Raw genomic sequence first — 15,463 nt, 5'->3', positions numbered from 1 at the left:
CCCCGCAGGAGCAAAGCGACGAGGAGGCTCACCTGACGCCCCGCGGAAAGCGAGTGCCTGGAGCGGAAATCAACAGTCTAATTTAACATAGCCAAACGAAAAATGGTCTGGAAAGGAAATTTCATATGAAACAGGTCAAGTTTTTACATACTGCTGATCTTCATCTTGATAGTCCGATGGTGGGACTTAGGCATCTGCCGAAAGCCATTTTTCATCGGCTTCAGGAAAGTACTTTTAAAGCGTTAAAGAATATTACGGATGCTGCTATCAAACATGAGGTGGATTTTGTAGTGATAGCTGGCGATCTGTATGATGGTGAAGACAGAAGCATCCGCGCACAGGCTGTTTTAAGGAATGAGATGAACAGACTGGCGGAAAAAGGGATAAAAGTATATGCCATCCATGGAAACCATGATCACCTTGGAGGCAATTCGGTTGAAATTGTATTTCCTGATAATGTTTTCTTTTTTAAAGACCAGCTTTCAATGGAGGCATTTAGTAACAAGGATGGCACGCGGGTACATTTGTATGGCTTCAGTTATCCTGAACGGCATGTCATGGAGAGATGGATCGAGAAGTATGAAAGGATTGCTGGTGCGGATTTTCATATCGGATTGCTGCACGGTCACAATGAGGGCGCAAGTGAGCATGGAAATTACGCTCCTTTCCGCTTAGCCGAACTTTTGGACAAGGGCTACGATTACTGGGCACTCGGTCATATCCATAAAAGAGCAATATTAGCTGAACACCCGCATGTTGTGTATCCTGGTAATCCGCAAGGCCGTAACAGGAAAGAACAAGGAGACAAAGGTGCATATATAGTCACCCTGACTGAAAGTGGTTCAGAAGTGTCTTTTGTTGAAACGGCTGACGTCATATGGGAAGAATTCATGATAGATGGAAAGAATGTGGAAAGCTTCAATGATGTTTATCAGCTATGCCTTTCTTCACTGGATAAAAAAAGAAAAGAAGGAAAAGGCGTCCTCCTGGCAATCCACATTGATCATCTTGATTCTGGCTTAACGGAAGTGAAAGAAAAGATTGATAGTGGAGAACTGCTCGAACTTTTACAGGATGAAGAAAAAGAGGAGGAATCCTTTGTCTGGGTCCACAGGCTTGCCTATAAGGAACAGATCGCTGCCAATCGTGGTGAGCTTATTAAGCAAAGCGATTTTTACCAGGATCTGTTCGATACGATTGAAAAGTATGAGGACATGAGTGATGCGCTATCTCCTTTATTCCAGCACAGCCAGGCGAGAAGACATCTTTCAGGACTGGAAGAGAGTGAAAAGGATCAGCTTGTGCTGGATGCAGAAAAAATTCTGCTTCAATTGCTGATGAAGAATTAAGGGGAGGAGGAAGCGAGATGCGAATCATCGATTTACATATCTATGGGTACGGCAAGCTTGAAAATTATCAAATTACCTCAATGGATCGATTTCATGTATTCTATGGAGAAAATGAAGCAGGCAAGTCCACGATTATGTCGTTTATACATAGTATCCTTTTTGGCTTTCCGGCCAGACAAAGTACTGAATTGCGCTATGAACCAAAAGATCATTCCAAATATGGTGGCAAAATAAAAGCTTTTTTTCCTGGCAAGGGTATTGCAGTAATCGAGAGAGTAAAGGGCAGAGCGGCAGGTGATGTTACAGTGTCGCTCGAGGATGGGACGGTCGGCGGTGAAGAGCTGCTGAAAGATCTGATGCAAAGAATGGATAAAAGCATTTATCAAGCAATCTTCTCCTTCAATGTCCATGGACTGCAAAATATCCAGGCTTTGAAGGGAGAGGAGCTGGGGAAGTATTTATTTTCCGCAGGCACCCTCGGTACAGACAAGCTGTTTAATGCTGAAACCGCATTGCTTAAGGAAATGGAGATCCGATTCAAACCCAGTGGAAAAAAACCTTTAATGAACGAAAAGCTGAAAGAGTTAAAGGAAGTACAGTCAGCCCTGAAACAGGCTGAACATCAGAATGAGCGCTATTCTGAGCTATTAAGCGAGAAAGAAGCGATTGAAAGTAAAATAACTCAGCTTGAGACAGAAATAATAGAATGCGAGCAAAGAAACGCTAAGCTAAAAGAATACAAACGGTATGAGCAAATGGTGATCGAGGAAGCTGCGTTGCAAAGAAAGCTTGAAGAGTATGGGCCAGTTCATTTTCCTCAGGACGGGCTGCTCCGCTTTGAGAAGATTGATCAGCAGCTTAAGCCAATCCAGGCAAGAATGTTATGGATTAAGGAAAAAATGATGACTCTTATGAATGAAGCAGAGTCATCAAAACCTGATTTTGAATTGCTTGAGCAGGAAACTGAGATTGAATCATTACTTGAAAGTCTGCCTTTGCTTGACCAGTTAAAGCAGGAAAAACGGCTGCTTGAATGGAAGATTGAGGAGCTTACGGAAGAGATCAGCCAAATAAATGATAATTTACACACTGATTTCAATGAAGAAACGATCCAACGAATAAATACAAGTGTTTTTATAAAAGAAGAATCCGAGAACATCCAGCGAAGCCAGCAAAGGTTAACAGACAAAAGGCTAGAGCTTGAATCTGGGTTTGAAGAAGAAAAAACAGCGCTCGTCGAATTGGAGGGTACTCTTTCAGCGGTGGAGAATGAACTGCTGCCAGAAGCGAAGAGAGTTCAGCTAACAGAAGAATTGTCTGTTCTCGATAACAAGCAGCAGATCCAGCTAGATTTAAGTCAGGTGAAAGATCAGATACTGACCCATAAAGACAGGGTGAAGAAAGAAGAAATCAGGAGGACGAGCCAAAAGAAAAAAGATCTCTACCAACTTCTGCTGTTTGGAGCTATTTTTCTCATCATATTGTTATGGGGGGCCATCAACAGCCAATGGCTGCTGTCAGCAGTTGGAATCGCGGGATTGTTATTCCTGCTTGTCATTCATTTCAAACCTGAGGCTCATAAGGTCAAAGTATCTCGCGATGAAATCCTTACCGAGCTTTTAAACCGGGAGCGGACTTTGACTGAGATCCTGAACAAGCAGCCCGATGGACATCTTTTTTCAATAAAAAGCCAGCTTCTCAAGGATGAGGAATTGAGACACCGCCACCGTGAATTGCTTGTGAAGATCGAGCAGCAGCAGATAAGGTATGAAAAAGTCATAGAGCAATTTGAAAGATGGGAAATGGAAGAAGCTGAATTCAAATTAAAAAAAGCAGCGTTAATCAAACAGCTGGGATTAAGTTCAGCCTCCGGACATGGGAAGTTATTCGATGCATATCAATTAGTCGAAAAGCAAAAACAAAATTTTCGTGAAAGAAAGAGAACAGAGGAAAAGCTGCAATCTATATCAGGGACTTTAGGGGAGTTTGAAATTGCCCTTAAATTGTTGGGAGGACGTTTCCTACAGAGCGCTAATCTGTCTACTGTCGAGACGGCCACTTTAATGAAAAAGAAATTGCGGGAAGCCATCGACCTAAAAGCAAAATATCATGAAATGATCGTGAAATTGGATGAGCTTGAAGAGGAATTTGCTGTCCTTGAAAAGGATCAGCAGATACTTACAGAAGAGAAGCTGAGTTTATTTGCCCAGGCTAAATCAGATGATGAGGATGAATTCCGCATTCAGGCTAAAAAGCATGAGCAAATGAAAAGTTGGTCAGTAAGACTGGCAGATTTGAATCACCAGCTGGCAGTATCTGGCATAACTTCTCTAGATAGGGAACAGATATTAACTGCTAATGCACTTGAGGAGCAGATTAATGAAAATGTTCAGCTCACTGAACAGCGCAAGAAAGAGCTATCCTCTCAATTTGACTGTCTTGCCAATGTCAAACATAGTATGCATGTACTGGAGGAAGGCGGACTTTACAGTGAGTTGCTACATAAATACAAACAGATGAAGCATGATTTTGTAGAGGATGCAAAAGAATGGGCAAAGTATGCGATTGCTAGGGATTTGCTTTCCAGGACAATCAATCGCTATAAAGACGAGCGGATGCCTAGGATGCTGGCTCAGGCTGAAAGCTTCCTTTCTGTTTTGACAGATGGAAGCTATGTGAGGATCATTCCTCAGTTATCAGGGAGCGGTTTTTTAATTGAGAGAAATGACCATGTTCTTTTTGAAGCGAATGAACTCAGCCAAGCGACTGCGGAACAAGTTTATGTATCGATCAGGCTTGCCTTGGCCGCAGTCCATTATGATCGCTATCCATTTCCTATTATTATTGATGACAGTTTTGTTAATTTCGATCACAAAAGAACAGAGCGTATTATCGGTTTACTTAGGGAAATGCCAAATAATCAAATCCTGTTATTTACCTGCCATCGACACTTGCTTGAATATTTTAATGAAGATGAGATTCTGAATCTGGAAGAAAAAAGCACGAACATAGTTTAGAAATGCCATGTTTTGAGTATCAGAGACTATAGGCTCTGTGTGTTATACTGTTGCAGAGAGGAGAGGTCGGTTAGAGATGAATAAAGGTATATTAAATCATGAAACAGGTGACCAGGTAGAGTTATTTTTGCTCATAAAGCATTCGTCAAAGGGAATTGCCAGCAATGGGAAACCATTTTTGACACTAATCCTGCAGGATCAAAGCGGGGAGATCGAAGCAAAGCTTTGGGATGTGTCCGAAGGAGATGAAAGCATCTACGCCGCTGAAAATATCGTGAAAGTATTAGGGGATATTCAGAATTACCGAGGCCGTAACCAATTAAAAATAAGGCAAATCCGGCCTGCTTCTGCAGCTGACTCGGTTAAACTTTCTGATTTTCTTGAAACAGCTCCTATCAGCCAGGATGAAATGTCCAGTAAGCTTACACAATATATTTTTGATATGAAAAATCCCAATATCCAGCGCATCACAAGACATTTATTAAAAAAGCATCATCAAGCATTCATGGAATACCCGGCTGCCACTAAAAATCATCATGAATTTGTTTCAGGGCTGGCGTACCATGTAGTTTCGATGCTGGACCTTGCAAAGTCGATAGCGTCCCTGTATCCAAGCCTTGATAAAGACCTTTTATATGCAGGAGTCATCCTTCATGATCTTGGAAAAGTTTTCGAGCTTTCTGGGCCGATATCAACAACTTATACTGTGGAAGGAAATCTGCTTGGGCATATTTCCATCATGGTCAATGAGATAGGCAAAGCCGCTGACGAGTTGGGGATTGCTGGAGAAGAAGTTGTTATCCTTCAGCATATGGTTTTATCCCATCACGGCAAGGCCGAATGGGGAAGCCCAAAGCCACCGCTGATCAAAGAAGCAGAAATTTTGCATTATATTGATAACCTGGATGCAAAAATGAACATGCTTGACCGTGCACTTGTACGAGTAAAACCTGGAGAATTTTCAGAAAGAGTATTCGCGCTCGATAACCGTTCATTTTACAAGCCAGTGTTTCATAAATAAGCAAATCAAAAGAGCCTTCCATTGGAATGGCTTTTTTTAGATAATTCAATAGTCAAATGGATACTATTTTTTAGGCTGTGTAAAGGTCAGTCTAGATTTTGACACCTGTTGATTGGAGCGGAGGGCACTCGACTCCTGCGGGATTAGCGGCCAAGGTGAGACCCGGCAGGAGCAAAGCGGCGAGGAGGCTCACCTGACGCCCCGCGGAAAGCGAGTGCCTGGAGCGGAAATCAACCGTTTAATTTAACACAGCCATTGTTTAAAAAATTGGCATATTTAATAACCTGATACATATTTATACAGTAAGAGTCAATTTGGACAACCTGTAAACAATGGAGGGTATTAAAAATGTCAATTCCAATCTGGGTAATAGCGGTCGCAGCAGGTATCGTATTCAGTGCTTTTATGGCGGTGAAAACAGGGAAGGAAGAAAGGGAAATAGAATTGGAAAGCATTGAACGTGAAGGCGAGCTTTATATGAAGAGGCTTGAACAAGAAAGAGAACAGCGAGAAAATTCGCTTGAAGCATAAAAGAACGCTGACTCCATATTTGGAGCCAGCGTTCTTTTTAATTAAACAAATATGATGATCTGGCTTTACGTTATTGCTGAGTTGGTGCTTCTGGGAATTCAGCGGCACCTTTAAGATCTTTATCCTTTATTTCAACATCAGCATCTTTAAGTTCACGCTTCATGACTTCTTGGATTTTATTAGCATCTACTTGTGCAAGCTTAAGATCATATTCCAATTTGTCCTTCATTTTATCGTACGATTCTTTTTCTTTTTTCTCAGTTACTTTGATAATGTGGAAGCCATGCTGAGATTGAACAGGCTCGCTTATTTCATTCACTTCAAGCGCATAAGCTGCTTCTTCGAAAGCAGGATCCATTTTTCCAGGACCGAAGAATCCAAGGTCGCCGCCATTAGCAGCAGAACCAGGATCTTGTGAATATTCTTTAGCAAGATCTTCAAACTTTGCTCCGCCATCAAGCTTTTTCTTTACTTCCTGTGCAGTCTTTTCATCTTTAACTAGTATGTGGCTTGCTTTGATTTCTGGTTTGTAGTTTTCATAACTCTTTTTTACATCTTCTTCAGAAACTTTTACGTCTTTAAGTGCAGCTTTCTCCATAAGCATTTGGTCTTTAAGGACTTTCTTTAATTCATTCTCATCTTTAAGCTGATTCTGCTGAAGAACTAATTCAAAGTTGTCTCCAAGCTCTTTTTTCAACTCAGCAACCTTTGCGTCTACCTCTTTGTCAGTGACTTTATAGTTCTTAGCCAGGACTTTTTGGTACAACAACTCCTGTAGTGCCTGCTCTCCGTACTTATCCTTCATTGATTCATAAAGCTCATCTTTTGTGATATTTCCAGCTTTTGTTTCAACGAGTACTTCAGAAGAACTGTCATTATCGCCGCTGCATGCGCTTAATCCAATTACTCCGGCTGCAACCGTGAGGGAAAGTAACAATTTTTTCATGGTGAACAACTCCTAAACAGAAATTTCTAGTGCGTTTTTCTAAATCCACAAATTCTACTATAACATAATTTCATTTTTCTACAAAAAATATCTCCCAGATTTTTTGTAATGCGTCCAGGAAGATGGGCAAACATCCAGACCATCTCCGCGCTTGTGCATAGGATGTAGGGAAGAGAAATAAAGGAGGTAATTTATTATGGGCCAGTGTAATTCGGGATTTGCCTTAATCGTTGTCTTGTTCATTTTGCTGATTATCGTCGGTGCTTCCTTCTGTTAATCAACAAAATGCTAAAAAGCAGGATAACTGCCTAAGCGGAAATGAACTTAGTGAATAAGATATTCTAGACACTTTGGAAGGAGGTGTTAATATGGGTGCAGGTCACGGTAGTGGTTTCGCATTAGTTGTCGTGTTATTCATTCTGTTAATCATTGTAGGTGCAGCTTGCTGGTGTTAACTAGTAAGTAGAATATGGGGGACATTCGGCTCCCATATTTTAGAAAAGCTAAGTTTAGCCCAGGTTTGTAAAGAGGAAGGAGGAATCCCTATGTCAGGAGGACACAGTAGCTTTGGCAGCGGCTTCGCACTAGTTGTTGTCTTGTTCATTCTTTTGATTATCATCGGTTGCTCTTGGCTGTAACCAATACAGCATGCTTGATGCGAGCTTTTAAATAATGAGGGCTGGAAATTCTGTAACGAACTTCTGCCAAAAATAAAAAGCGGTGAGGGCAGCCTCACCGCTTAATTTATGTTGTCACGCATACAAAACTTCAATAAAAGAAGAAAGTAACAAGATTGTAACTAAAATATTGATCGTCCTGAAAATTTTAGCATGTTTGTCTTCTGGTATTTCCTTTTGGATACAGAGGGAGTCGGTTAGTTTATTAATAAAGAAAAGGATGAAAAAAGCAAAAAGAACAAACACGAATAAAATGGAGATCATCGAAGAATCCCTCCTTATCAATCTTTTTATCTTAAATACAATAACAAATATTTTAAGAAAAAGATAGTTTTTTATAATGCTGGATTTAGCAAATTCAAAATCCCTCAAATCGCTGTCTTGTAATTGCAGCTTCTGGTGCACTCGGGTAGTATAAAGTTAAAAGAGGATGAAGGGGAAGGCAAAATGGATTATGGAAAAATAATAGAAAAGATTAATATGCTCGAATTCCATCAAAAATTGCTTTTAAAAATGGTAAAAGGCTCAAAGGAACATTTTTATTCACTGATTATTGAAAGAGGGTTAACCCAGCAGGAGGTAGCAAGTATTCTTGAGGCTTGTGAGAAAATGAGCATGCACATGGAAGAACAAAAAGCGGAGGGATTTATGTATTTTCATCCGCTTTATAAGAAGTTTTCAACTGTTGTCCAGCCGAAACTGCAGCCAGAGGAAGTAATCAAAGCTTGTGAGTCACAGGGGTTATTCCTTCCTCTTATGACGGAGTTAAGAAAGTACATTGAAAATTAAGCGTACTCCTTTTCGGCTGGATCAATTTTTTTGAGCGTGCCGTCTGCATCGGTGAATTTGCTGTCTATATTTGAAAAAGACTTTTCGAAGATTTCCATAAAATCATCTCCGTAGATATTTCGGACAATTGCCATAATTTCAATGATATCCGGAAATTTCCCGTAGAGCTCTTTCAAAGGCATTGCGCCTGAAAAGACAGCGTTTTTATCTGGATCATAGTTTTCCATTAATGCCAGTAAGATAGCTTCTCCCTGTTCTGTTAGCTGAATGTAAGTGTTCCTCTTGTCGCTTTCCTTCTTTGAGAACTTTAAGTATCCCCGCTCCTCAAGCTTTTTCGAGAAATTGAAGGCTGTAGAAACATGCATGACCCCAAATTTTGCCACATCTGAAATTGATGCCCCATTCAAGTGATAAGCAATCCATAATATATGGTGCTCATTAATATTAAGATCGAATGGTTTGATCCATTGCTGCCAATCTTTCTCAACCGACTTCCAAAGCGCTTTGCTTAACTGTGCAATTCTCTGGCTAAACATCATTGCTTCTTTCATTGAATAGTTTTTATCTGCCATTCTCATATTCACCTACTTTATTATTCTTTCTATTTTCATTATGCCAATAAAACAAAAATTAATAAAGATATAAATTTACAAAATTTTTTGAATTTGTTAAATTCCATCTAAAGTCGGGATGTTTTAGCGGAATTTTTTATTTGTCATAATAAAAACGGCATTTGCATAATATATCTTTCTGTATGTAAAAGGAAAATCCTTCCCAGTTGTAAAAAATAATCAATTGGGAAGGATTTTCAGGATTTATTTTGGATTTGAAGCAGCCAGTTCTGTTTCAAGCTCCTTGATCGATTCCTCAAGTTCCTTTACATCTTTCTGAAGTTCATTTTTATTTACTTCAGTATGAAGCTGCCATTTATATATTGCTGTTTTAACATCTGTTACGAACGCTTGAATAACCGTTTTCCCTTCCTTAGAAGCATAAGCTACCGTATCCTTCAATTCTACAGCGGCTTCCTTCACATCTTTAATTGAGCCGATAAATTCATCTTTGTTAGCCTTAAGGATTCCCCTTGTTTGATATCCGGGATTTGGGGCTGTAAGAAGGGTAGCTACTCCAGCTGCAACTCCTCCAACCAAGAATCCCATTAATAATGATTTTGTATTCATTTTTTTCCACCTCTTTATTCTTTCTGTATATGTTCTTCAAAAGGAGGGAGATTCCTTTTTTCTTCTCTTCTTGTTTATTTTATTTCCTAATATTCATCAATTAAACCGTTTTGTGCCTCATAGCCTTAAATTAACAGGCATAAAGATAATTAAGGGAATGCCGTTCAGAGAAAGGAGAGGAGGGGAGTGGGAATTTTTATTAGCGTGGTATTTCTCGTCAGCTTTGCAATGTTTGCCGGGGCAGTCCAAAATCTCCTTGCTTTAAATAAACCAGGAATGTATCCTCCAAAGGTGCTCCTTCGAAAGAGAGCTGGTTCACTTGCAGGAGCAGGGGCAATCTTTTTACTAATAGGGATTATCTTTTATTCATTCCATTAGATCGTTAATCTGTGCTTTTTCATTTGTATTGAATTCTTCGTTAAAGAACCAATTTACACAAAGTAATGGGGAAGGTATCTTAATAAATAATTAATGCTAAAACTGCCTTCTGATAACGGAAAATAAATAAAGCCCCTGTTCTGTTGGGAACAGGGGCTTTTCAAATTAATTTACTTTTGCAAGTTTAGCTCTCTTGAAAATGCTTGTGGCAACTGGATAAAGGATGGCCATGAATACTGTGTTGAATGCCGCTGCTGGAAGCACTACCGCTGCAAATAATGCGGTGAACGGTCCAGGAAGTCCAACTAGATAGTAGGCTGAACCAAGGAAAACGATTCCTGATACAATTGTACCTACGGCTGTTAAGGCAGCTACAGTATAAATAGAAGATTGATAACGTTTCATCAACAGCAGGATTCCGAAAAAGACAAACGCTGTTACAGGTTTATCGATAATGTTTGGAACCATGCCTCCAGGGAAAGTAGTTGTCAATCCAGAAATAAGTCCAGTCACAGCTCCAACTAATAAAACACTCTTCTTGTCAGGGAATAAAATAATTCCCAGGAACATCATGGTGAGCATCATATCTGGCTTCATTCCAAGGAAAAAACCAGGCACAATCGCGTGCAAAACTGCCCCCATCCCCACTAAAAGTGATAATGCTACAAGATTCTTCGTATTCAATTCTCATCTCTCCTCTGCTATTCTAGCTAACTAGTACTTCTCCTGCAGTGCTCTCATGCCTGCAGCGAAAAGCTTGGTACAATTATAACACAAATGCTAATACAGTAAAGAAAAAAGTTAATTTACCACTTTAAAGCGCTGGGGGTCAGACCCCCGGTAAGGTAATGCGTTAATGTGGCATAAGTGGCCGATATGCTAATTTCTTTGTTTAAAGCTATTCATGAAATTTGCCAATTTTTCTACATGTTCGAATGGGACAGCATTATAAATCGACGCACGGCAGCCGCCTACGGACCGGTGTCCGGCGAGCCCGATAAATCCTGTTTCAGCTGCTTCATGTAGGAAGGAAGCAGTTAGATCGTCGCTTTCTAAAGTGAAAGTAACATTCATAAGAGAACGGCTGTCTTTTTCAGCATGCCCTTTATAGAATCCAGCACTATTGTCTATGGCATCGTATAGCAATCCGGCTTTCTTCTTGTTCAGCTTTTCAAGCTCGGTCACTCCTCCTAAAGATTCCGCCCATTCCAGGACTAGCATCAGGAAGTAAACAGATAAAGTAGGCGGAGTGTTGTAAAGTGACTTTGAAGTAGCGTGGACCTGATAATTTAACATCGAAGGCAGGTTTTTGCTGGAACGCTTCAACAGTTCTTTATGGATAATGACAACGGTGACACCGGAGGGACCTAGATTTTTCTGTGCACCGGCATAAATCAGCCCATAGGAAGAAATAGTCAGTGGTCTGCTCAGGATATCACTGGACATATCCGCGATAAGCGGTACTGACAAACCCTCAGGAATGGAATGCCACCGTGTTCCAAAAATTGTATTGTTAGTAGTAATGTGCAAATAAGCAGCATCGTGTTTTAAGTTGATTTCGTTCATATTGGGGATTGATCTGTAGCTTTTTTCCTTTGAAGAGGCTGCCACTTCAGCTTTTCCAATTTTCAGTGCTTCTTCCAAAGCTTTTTCTGACCATGTCCCCGTAAGGACATAGTCCGCCGTACTCCCGCTTTCAAGAAGATTCATCGGAATCATGGAAAACTGCAGGCTGGCACCTCCCTGTAAAAAAAGGATTTCATAATCAGCAGGAATGTCTAAAAGCTTGCTAAGCAATTTTTTAGTGCGGTCATTGATCTCTTCAAATTCTTTGCTGCGGTGGCTTAATTCCATGACTGCCATGCCGCTGCCCTGGTAATTCATCATCTCTTTTTCTGCTTTAGCCAATACAGCTTCAGGCAATGCTGCAGGTCCAGCATTAAAGTTAAATGCACGTTTCAACTTAATCCCCCCAAATTTAAAATACGGTACTCCACTAAAGAGTTAAAGCTATACTCATGCTACCAGAAATAGAATCAATTTTCTAATGTTTTCAGAAAAATTAAAATAAAATATGTTCATGATGATTTTGGCTATTACAGCAAGAAATTGGCTAGGGTGAGGAAAAATGAGAAACAAGGAAGGCTAGCGAAGCATGTAATTTGTTTCGGCCGAGTGAAAAATAATCATCTATGAAGGCTTTTGAAACACATAGTTGGCTTGGTAAAGGGAAAATGAGCATCAAAGGAGACTATTGATGCCTGAACTCGGTCGAAAAAAGGTAAAACTGCCCCAAGGAAGGGGTTAAGAACAAAAAATGGCTTTAATTGGAGATTCGAGCCAAGTCCCAAAAAGAAAAAACTCCCGCAAAGCGGAAGTTTAGATTTTGCTGTTGATTTCATCAGCGATTTTCTTGTAATCGTCAGATGTGTATTCTTCCTGGTGTGTCTTCCAGACAGCCCCAAAACCATCGCCTTTTCCATAGCGTGGAATCAAATGCATGTGGAAGTGAAAGACAGATTGTCCCGCAGCTTCACCATTGTTTTGCAGTACATTCAATCCGATTGGATCATAAGCAGCTTTGATGGCGTTTGCTACTTTGGGTACGGCGGAGAATACATTTGCAGCAATTTCATCAGTTAAGTCAAATACGTTTTCTTTATGTACTTTAGGAATGACTAGCGTATGTCCCTTTGTTACCTGGCTGATATCAAGGAAGGCGAGTACATTTTCATCCTCATATACCTTAGCCGAAGGAATTTCTCCATTGATTATTTTGCAAAAAATACAATCACTCATCATATTCACCCTTCCTAAATAATAAACGGATTCCAAGCCCGAGCACTTAGCCACTTACGTCAGTCCAAACTAACAAGCGGCTTAACAAGGTTCTCAAGCTTTTCGGTCATGTTTCTGGTATTTTATCATATTTTGCCAATGAATTTAAAGAAATAAGAAGGACAGGATCCGCATGGAATCCTGTCCCTGAAGGGGAACTAACTACTGTTCATTTACGTTCTCAGCAGGCATACCTTTGATAAACACCTCATTTTAAATTCATTTGAATTTAGATAAATGATGGGTTATTCAATACCTGGTTCAATCGGACCATCCCCTGTCTGCTTTAATAGGTTTCACAACTTATAAAGCGGAGAAGTGATCTGCGACACACACCTCATTTCAAAATGTGGAGTGATGTTACTGAACGGCTGGGTTAACATTTACGTAGCGCAATGCAACCATCCCCTTATTTGAACGTTGAAATCAGTGTGTTTTATAAATCGAACAATATGTCTTTTACAGACACCTCATTTCGATTGATTACTTGTTGCCCCTTCAAAGATTATGATGCCCGGATAAACAGGGAATATACAAAAAAAGTTTTAAGAAATGTTGCAGGTTTTCCTAAACCTTTTGGATTTGTTAAAATAAATGTATAGGAAATACGATTGGAAGGGCGTTTGCGATGTCATTATTGGAAATCAATCAGGTAACCGGGGGATATACACGGAATCCGGTTTTAAAAAATGTAAGCTTTAAGGTGAATCCAAACGAAATTGTCGGATTGATCGGACTTAATGGTGCTGGTAAAAGTACTACGATTAAACATGTTATTGGTCTTATGGAGCCTCACCAAGGTGACATTAAGATAAATGGAAAAACCTTCATTGAAAATCGGGAGGAATACAGAAGACAATTTACTTTTGTACCAGAAACGCCCATTCTTTACGATGAGTTAACTTTAGAAGAACATCTTAAAATGACAGCTATGGCTTATGGTCTTGAGGAAAAAATATACAAACAGCGAATCGAAGCACTTTTAAAAGAATTCAGAATGAGCAAGAGGCTTAAATGGTTTCCTGCTCATTTCTCAAAAGGCATGAAACAAAAGGTAATGATCATGTGCGCTTTCCTTGTGCAGCCATCTCTTTATATTGTAGATGAACCTTTTGTAGGCCTCGACCCGCTGGGAATTCAGTCTTTACTTGATTTAATGAATCAAATGAAAGAAAGCGGTGCAGGCATTTTGATGTCCACCCACATCCTGGCAACTGCCGAAAGATATTGTGACCGTTTTGTCATTCTCCATAATGGAGAGGTCAGGGCATTGGGAACTCTCGATGAGCTGCGCGACCAATTTTCCATGCCTGGTGCCACATTGGACGACTTGTATATCCAGCTGACGAAGGAAGAAGACTATGTTTAATCCGCAGACTTTATGGAAGGAACGCTTTAGCTCCTTCACAAAAGAAACAGGAAGTTATCTACGGTATATTTTTAATGGACACCTTGTAGTGGTCCTTCTGTTTCTGATTGGATCGGCAGCTTTTTATTATCAAGAGTGGATTAAGACGCTCGGGCCAGACTTTCCGGCAGCTTGGATCATGGCTCTTATGCTTGCTGGCGTGCTCACCTACAGTCCAATCCAGACATTTTTGACAGAGGCAGATAAGATTTTCTTGCTGCCGCTTGAAACCCGGCTTGCGGATTATTTTAAAAAATCGATCGGGTTTAGCCTTAGTTTACAGTCATATCTATTACTGATTGTTCTGGCAGTACTCATGCCGCTGCATGTAAAAGTTCATGGAGCCGACTTTAAATCCTTTTTCATTCTGCTAGGCGGACTTGTACTTCTAAAATGGATTAATTTACTGGTTCGCTGGAGAGTGCAATATCATATTGAGACAAGTGTGAAAATCGCTGATAGCCTGGTACGATTCTGTATCAATGCTGTTCTTTTGTACTTCATCTTTTCGGGTGCGCAGCTGATTTTTGCAGCCATTCCTGCCATTATGCTGGTCTTGCTTTATGTTTATTACAAAAAACAGACTAGCAGCAAGGGGCTGAAGTGGGAACAGCTGATAGAAGATGAAGAAAGACGGATGAATTCCTTTTACCGGATTGCGAATTTATTTACAGATGTCCCTAAATTGAGGGACCGCACCAAAAGACGCAGATGGCTGGACTGGCTGTTCAATGCAATTCCATATCGTCAGGACTTGACCTTCAGCCATCTTTATTTAAGAACCTTTGCAAGGGCTGGGGATTATTTTGGTTTGCTCATTCGTCTGACTGCGATTGGCGGGGCGGCACTTTACTTTTTCACATTCGGACCGGGTCAAATATTAATTGCCATCCTATTCCTATACTTAACAGGCTTTCAGCTTCTGCCATTATGGAGTCATCATCAAAATAAGCTTTGGATTAATTTGTATCCAGTACCTGAAGCAGCGAGGAAAAAATCATTTACCAGTTTGTTGATGAAGATAATGATTTTTCAATCTGCAGTTTTTGCAGGAATTGTTCTGTTAAAAGGTGAATGGCTGTTTGGGGCTACAGTATTGGCTGCTGGCATTGCTTTTTCAGTATTCTTTGTTTATGTCTACATTCAAAGTAAGCTGCTTAAGGCTTAGCCTGCCTGCGGTTCATTTTAAAAATTGGCTTTGTTAAAGGTCAATGGGGGTTTTTGCACCTGTTGATTGGAGCGGAGGGCACTCGACTCCTGCGGGCTCACCTGACGCCCCTAGAAGAATTTGTCCTTGAAAAAGCTGGCTCTTGAGCTTTTTCATAATT

At 40.3% G+C, this 15,463-nt stretch carries 19 protein-coding genes; 12 read left to right on the top strand and 7 right to left on the bottom strand.

Translation table 11 applies throughout. The features are described from left to right. The first annotated feature begins 125 nt into the window (after positions 1-125). The 5 genes from V7654_RS09575 to V7654_RS09555 all read left to right on the top strand — a co-directional run bounded on the left by V7654_RS09575 (position 126) and on the right by V7654_RS09555 (position 5,918). The gene (locus tag V7654_RS09575) at positions 126-1,349 is read left to right on the top strand and encodes a metallophosphoesterase family protein (RefSeq protein WP_335430114.1); all 1,224 of its coding nucleotides are present in this window, start codon (positions 126-128) and stop codon (positions 1,347-1,349) included. Between the two features lie 17 nt (positions 1,350-1,366). Then, complete coding sequence (locus V7654_RS09570; protein WP_335430113.1) at positions 1,367-4,366, top strand: ATP-binding protein; 3,000 nt, start codon at positions 1,367-1,369, stop codon at positions 4,364-4,366. Between the two features lie 76 nt (positions 4,367-4,442). Next, entirely contained in the window at positions 4,443-5,387 is a 945-nt protein-coding gene (gene yhaM, locus V7654_RS09565) for a 3'-5' exoribonuclease YhaM (RefSeq protein WP_335430112.1), read from the top strand. Between the two features lie 112 nt (positions 5,388-5,499). Further along, a complete protein-coding gene (locus V7654_RS09560) occupies positions 5,500-5,634 on the top strand; it encodes a hypothetical protein (protein ID WP_335430111.1) in 135 nt (44 codons plus the stop codon). A gap of 101 nt (positions 5,635-5,735) precedes the next feature. Further along, entirely contained in the window at positions 5,736-5,918 is a 183-nt protein-coding gene (locus V7654_RS09555; protein WP_335430110.1) for a sporulation YhaL family protein, read from the top strand. Between the two features lie 70 nt (positions 5,919-5,988). Here V7654_RS09555 and V7654_RS09550 read toward each other — a convergent pair whose 3' ends face one another. Continuing rightward, positions 5,989-6,864, bottom strand: coding sequence for a peptidylprolyl isomerase (locus tag V7654_RS09550; RefSeq protein ID WP_335430109.1), 876 nt, complete (start codon positions 6,862-6,864; stop codon positions 5,989-5,991). Positions 6,865-7,060: 196 nt separating this feature from the next. Between V7654_RS09550 and V7654_RS09545 the strand changes: the two genes are divergently transcribed. The 3 genes from V7654_RS09545 to V7654_RS09535 all read left to right on the top strand — a co-directional run bounded on the left by V7654_RS09545 (position 7,061) and on the right by V7654_RS09535 (position 7,502). Continuing rightward, entirely contained in the window at positions 7,061-7,141 is an 81-nt protein-coding gene (locus V7654_RS09545) for a YjcZ family sporulation protein (protein ID WP_207499173.1), read from the top strand. A 91-nt stretch (positions 7,142-7,232) separates the two neighbouring features. After that, a complete protein-coding gene (locus V7654_RS09540) occupies positions 7,233-7,319 on the top strand; it encodes a YjcZ family sporulation protein (protein WP_335378390.1) in 87 nt (28 codons plus the stop codon). A gap of 90 nt (positions 7,320-7,409) precedes the next feature. Continuing rightward, positions 7,410-7,502: a YjcZ family sporulation protein gene (locus V7654_RS09535; protein ID WP_335430108.1), complete on the top strand. Its 93-nt coding sequence runs from the start codon at positions 7,410-7,412 to the stop codon at positions 7,500-7,502. Positions 7,503-7,616: 114 nt separating this feature from the next. Here the strand turns inward: V7654_RS09535 and V7654_RS09530 are convergent, their stop codons facing one another. Then, the gene (locus V7654_RS09530) at positions 7,617-7,805 is read right to left on the bottom strand and encodes a hypothetical protein (RefSeq protein WP_335430107.1); all 189 of its coding nucleotides are present in this window, start codon (positions 7,803-7,805) and stop codon (positions 7,617-7,619) included. A gap of 183 nt (positions 7,806-7,988) precedes the next feature. On the opposite strand from V7654_RS09530, the gene V7654_RS09525 reads away from it, so the two are divergent. Continuing rightward, the gene (locus V7654_RS09525; protein WP_335430106.1) at positions 7,989-8,330 is read left to right on the top strand and encodes a DUF1878 family protein; all 342 of its coding nucleotides are present in this window, start codon (positions 7,989-7,991) and stop codon (positions 8,328-8,330) included. On the opposite strand, the gene V7654_RS09520 is transcribed toward V7654_RS09525, so the two are convergent. Continuing rightward, positions 8,327-8,902, bottom strand: coding sequence for an HTH-type transcriptional regulator Hpr (locus tag V7654_RS09520; RefSeq protein ID WP_335430105.1), 576 nt, complete (start codon positions 8,900-8,902; stop codon positions 8,327-8,329). The two genes, V7654_RS09525 and V7654_RS09520, sit on opposite strands and share 4 nt — an antisense overlap. Positions 8,903-9,145: 243 nt before the next feature. Continuing rightward, entirely contained in the window at positions 9,146-9,511 is a 366-nt protein-coding gene (locus V7654_RS09515) for a YtxH domain-containing protein (RefSeq protein ID WP_335430104.1), read from the bottom strand. Positions 9,512-9,697: 186 nt separating this feature from the next. On the opposite strand from V7654_RS09515, the gene V7654_RS09510 reads away from it, so the two are divergent. Further along, positions 9,698-9,889, top strand: a complete 192-nt coding sequence (locus V7654_RS09510; protein ID WP_335430103.1) for a hypothetical protein — start codon at positions 9,698-9,700, stop codon at positions 9,887-9,889. A gap of 165 nt (positions 9,890-10,054) precedes the next feature. Here the strand turns inward: V7654_RS09510 and V7654_RS09505 are convergent, their stop codons facing one another. The 3 genes from V7654_RS09505 to V7654_RS09495 all read right to left on the bottom strand — a co-directional run bounded on the left by V7654_RS09505 (position 10,055) and on the right by V7654_RS09495 (position 12,688). Beyond that, a complete protein-coding gene (locus tag V7654_RS09505; protein ID WP_335430102.1) occupies positions 10,055-10,573 on the bottom strand; it encodes a tryptophan transporter in 519 nt (172 codons plus the stop codon). Positions 10,574-10,768: 195 nt separating this feature from the next. Further along, on the bottom strand, positions 10,769-11,851 hold the full coding sequence (gene serC, locus V7654_RS09500; RefSeq protein ID WP_335430101.1) for a 3-phosphoserine/phosphohydroxythreonine transaminase: 1,083 nt from the start codon (positions 11,849-11,851) through the stop codon (positions 10,769-10,771). Between the two features lie 417 nt (positions 11,852-12,268). Continuing rightward, entirely contained in the window at positions 12,269-12,688 is a 420-nt protein-coding gene (locus tag V7654_RS09495) for an HIT family protein (RefSeq protein WP_335430100.1), read from the bottom strand. Between the two features lie 667 nt (positions 12,689-13,355). Between V7654_RS09495 and V7654_RS09490 the strand changes: the two genes are divergently transcribed. Together V7654_RS09490 and V7654_RS09485 are read left to right on the top strand one after the other, a co-directional pair. Next, a complete protein-coding gene (locus V7654_RS09490; RefSeq protein WP_335430099.1) occupies positions 13,356-14,096 on the top strand; it encodes an ABC transporter ATP-binding protein in 741 nt (246 codons plus the stop codon). Then, complete coding sequence (locus V7654_RS09485; RefSeq protein WP_335430098.1) at positions 14,089-15,303, top strand: ABC transporter permease; 1,215 nt, start codon at positions 14,089-14,091, stop codon at positions 15,301-15,303. The genes V7654_RS09490 and V7654_RS09485 overlap by 8 nt, the downstream gene beginning before the upstream one ends. Positions 15,304-15,463: the final 160 nt, after the last annotated feature.

It is taken from the genome of Bacillus sp. JJ1609, from assembly GCF_036967045.1.
GTDB lineage: Bacteria > Bacillota > Bacilli > Bacillales > Cytobacillaceae > Mesobacillus.
This window is presented reverse-complemented; position numbering and strand designations above follow the sequence as displayed.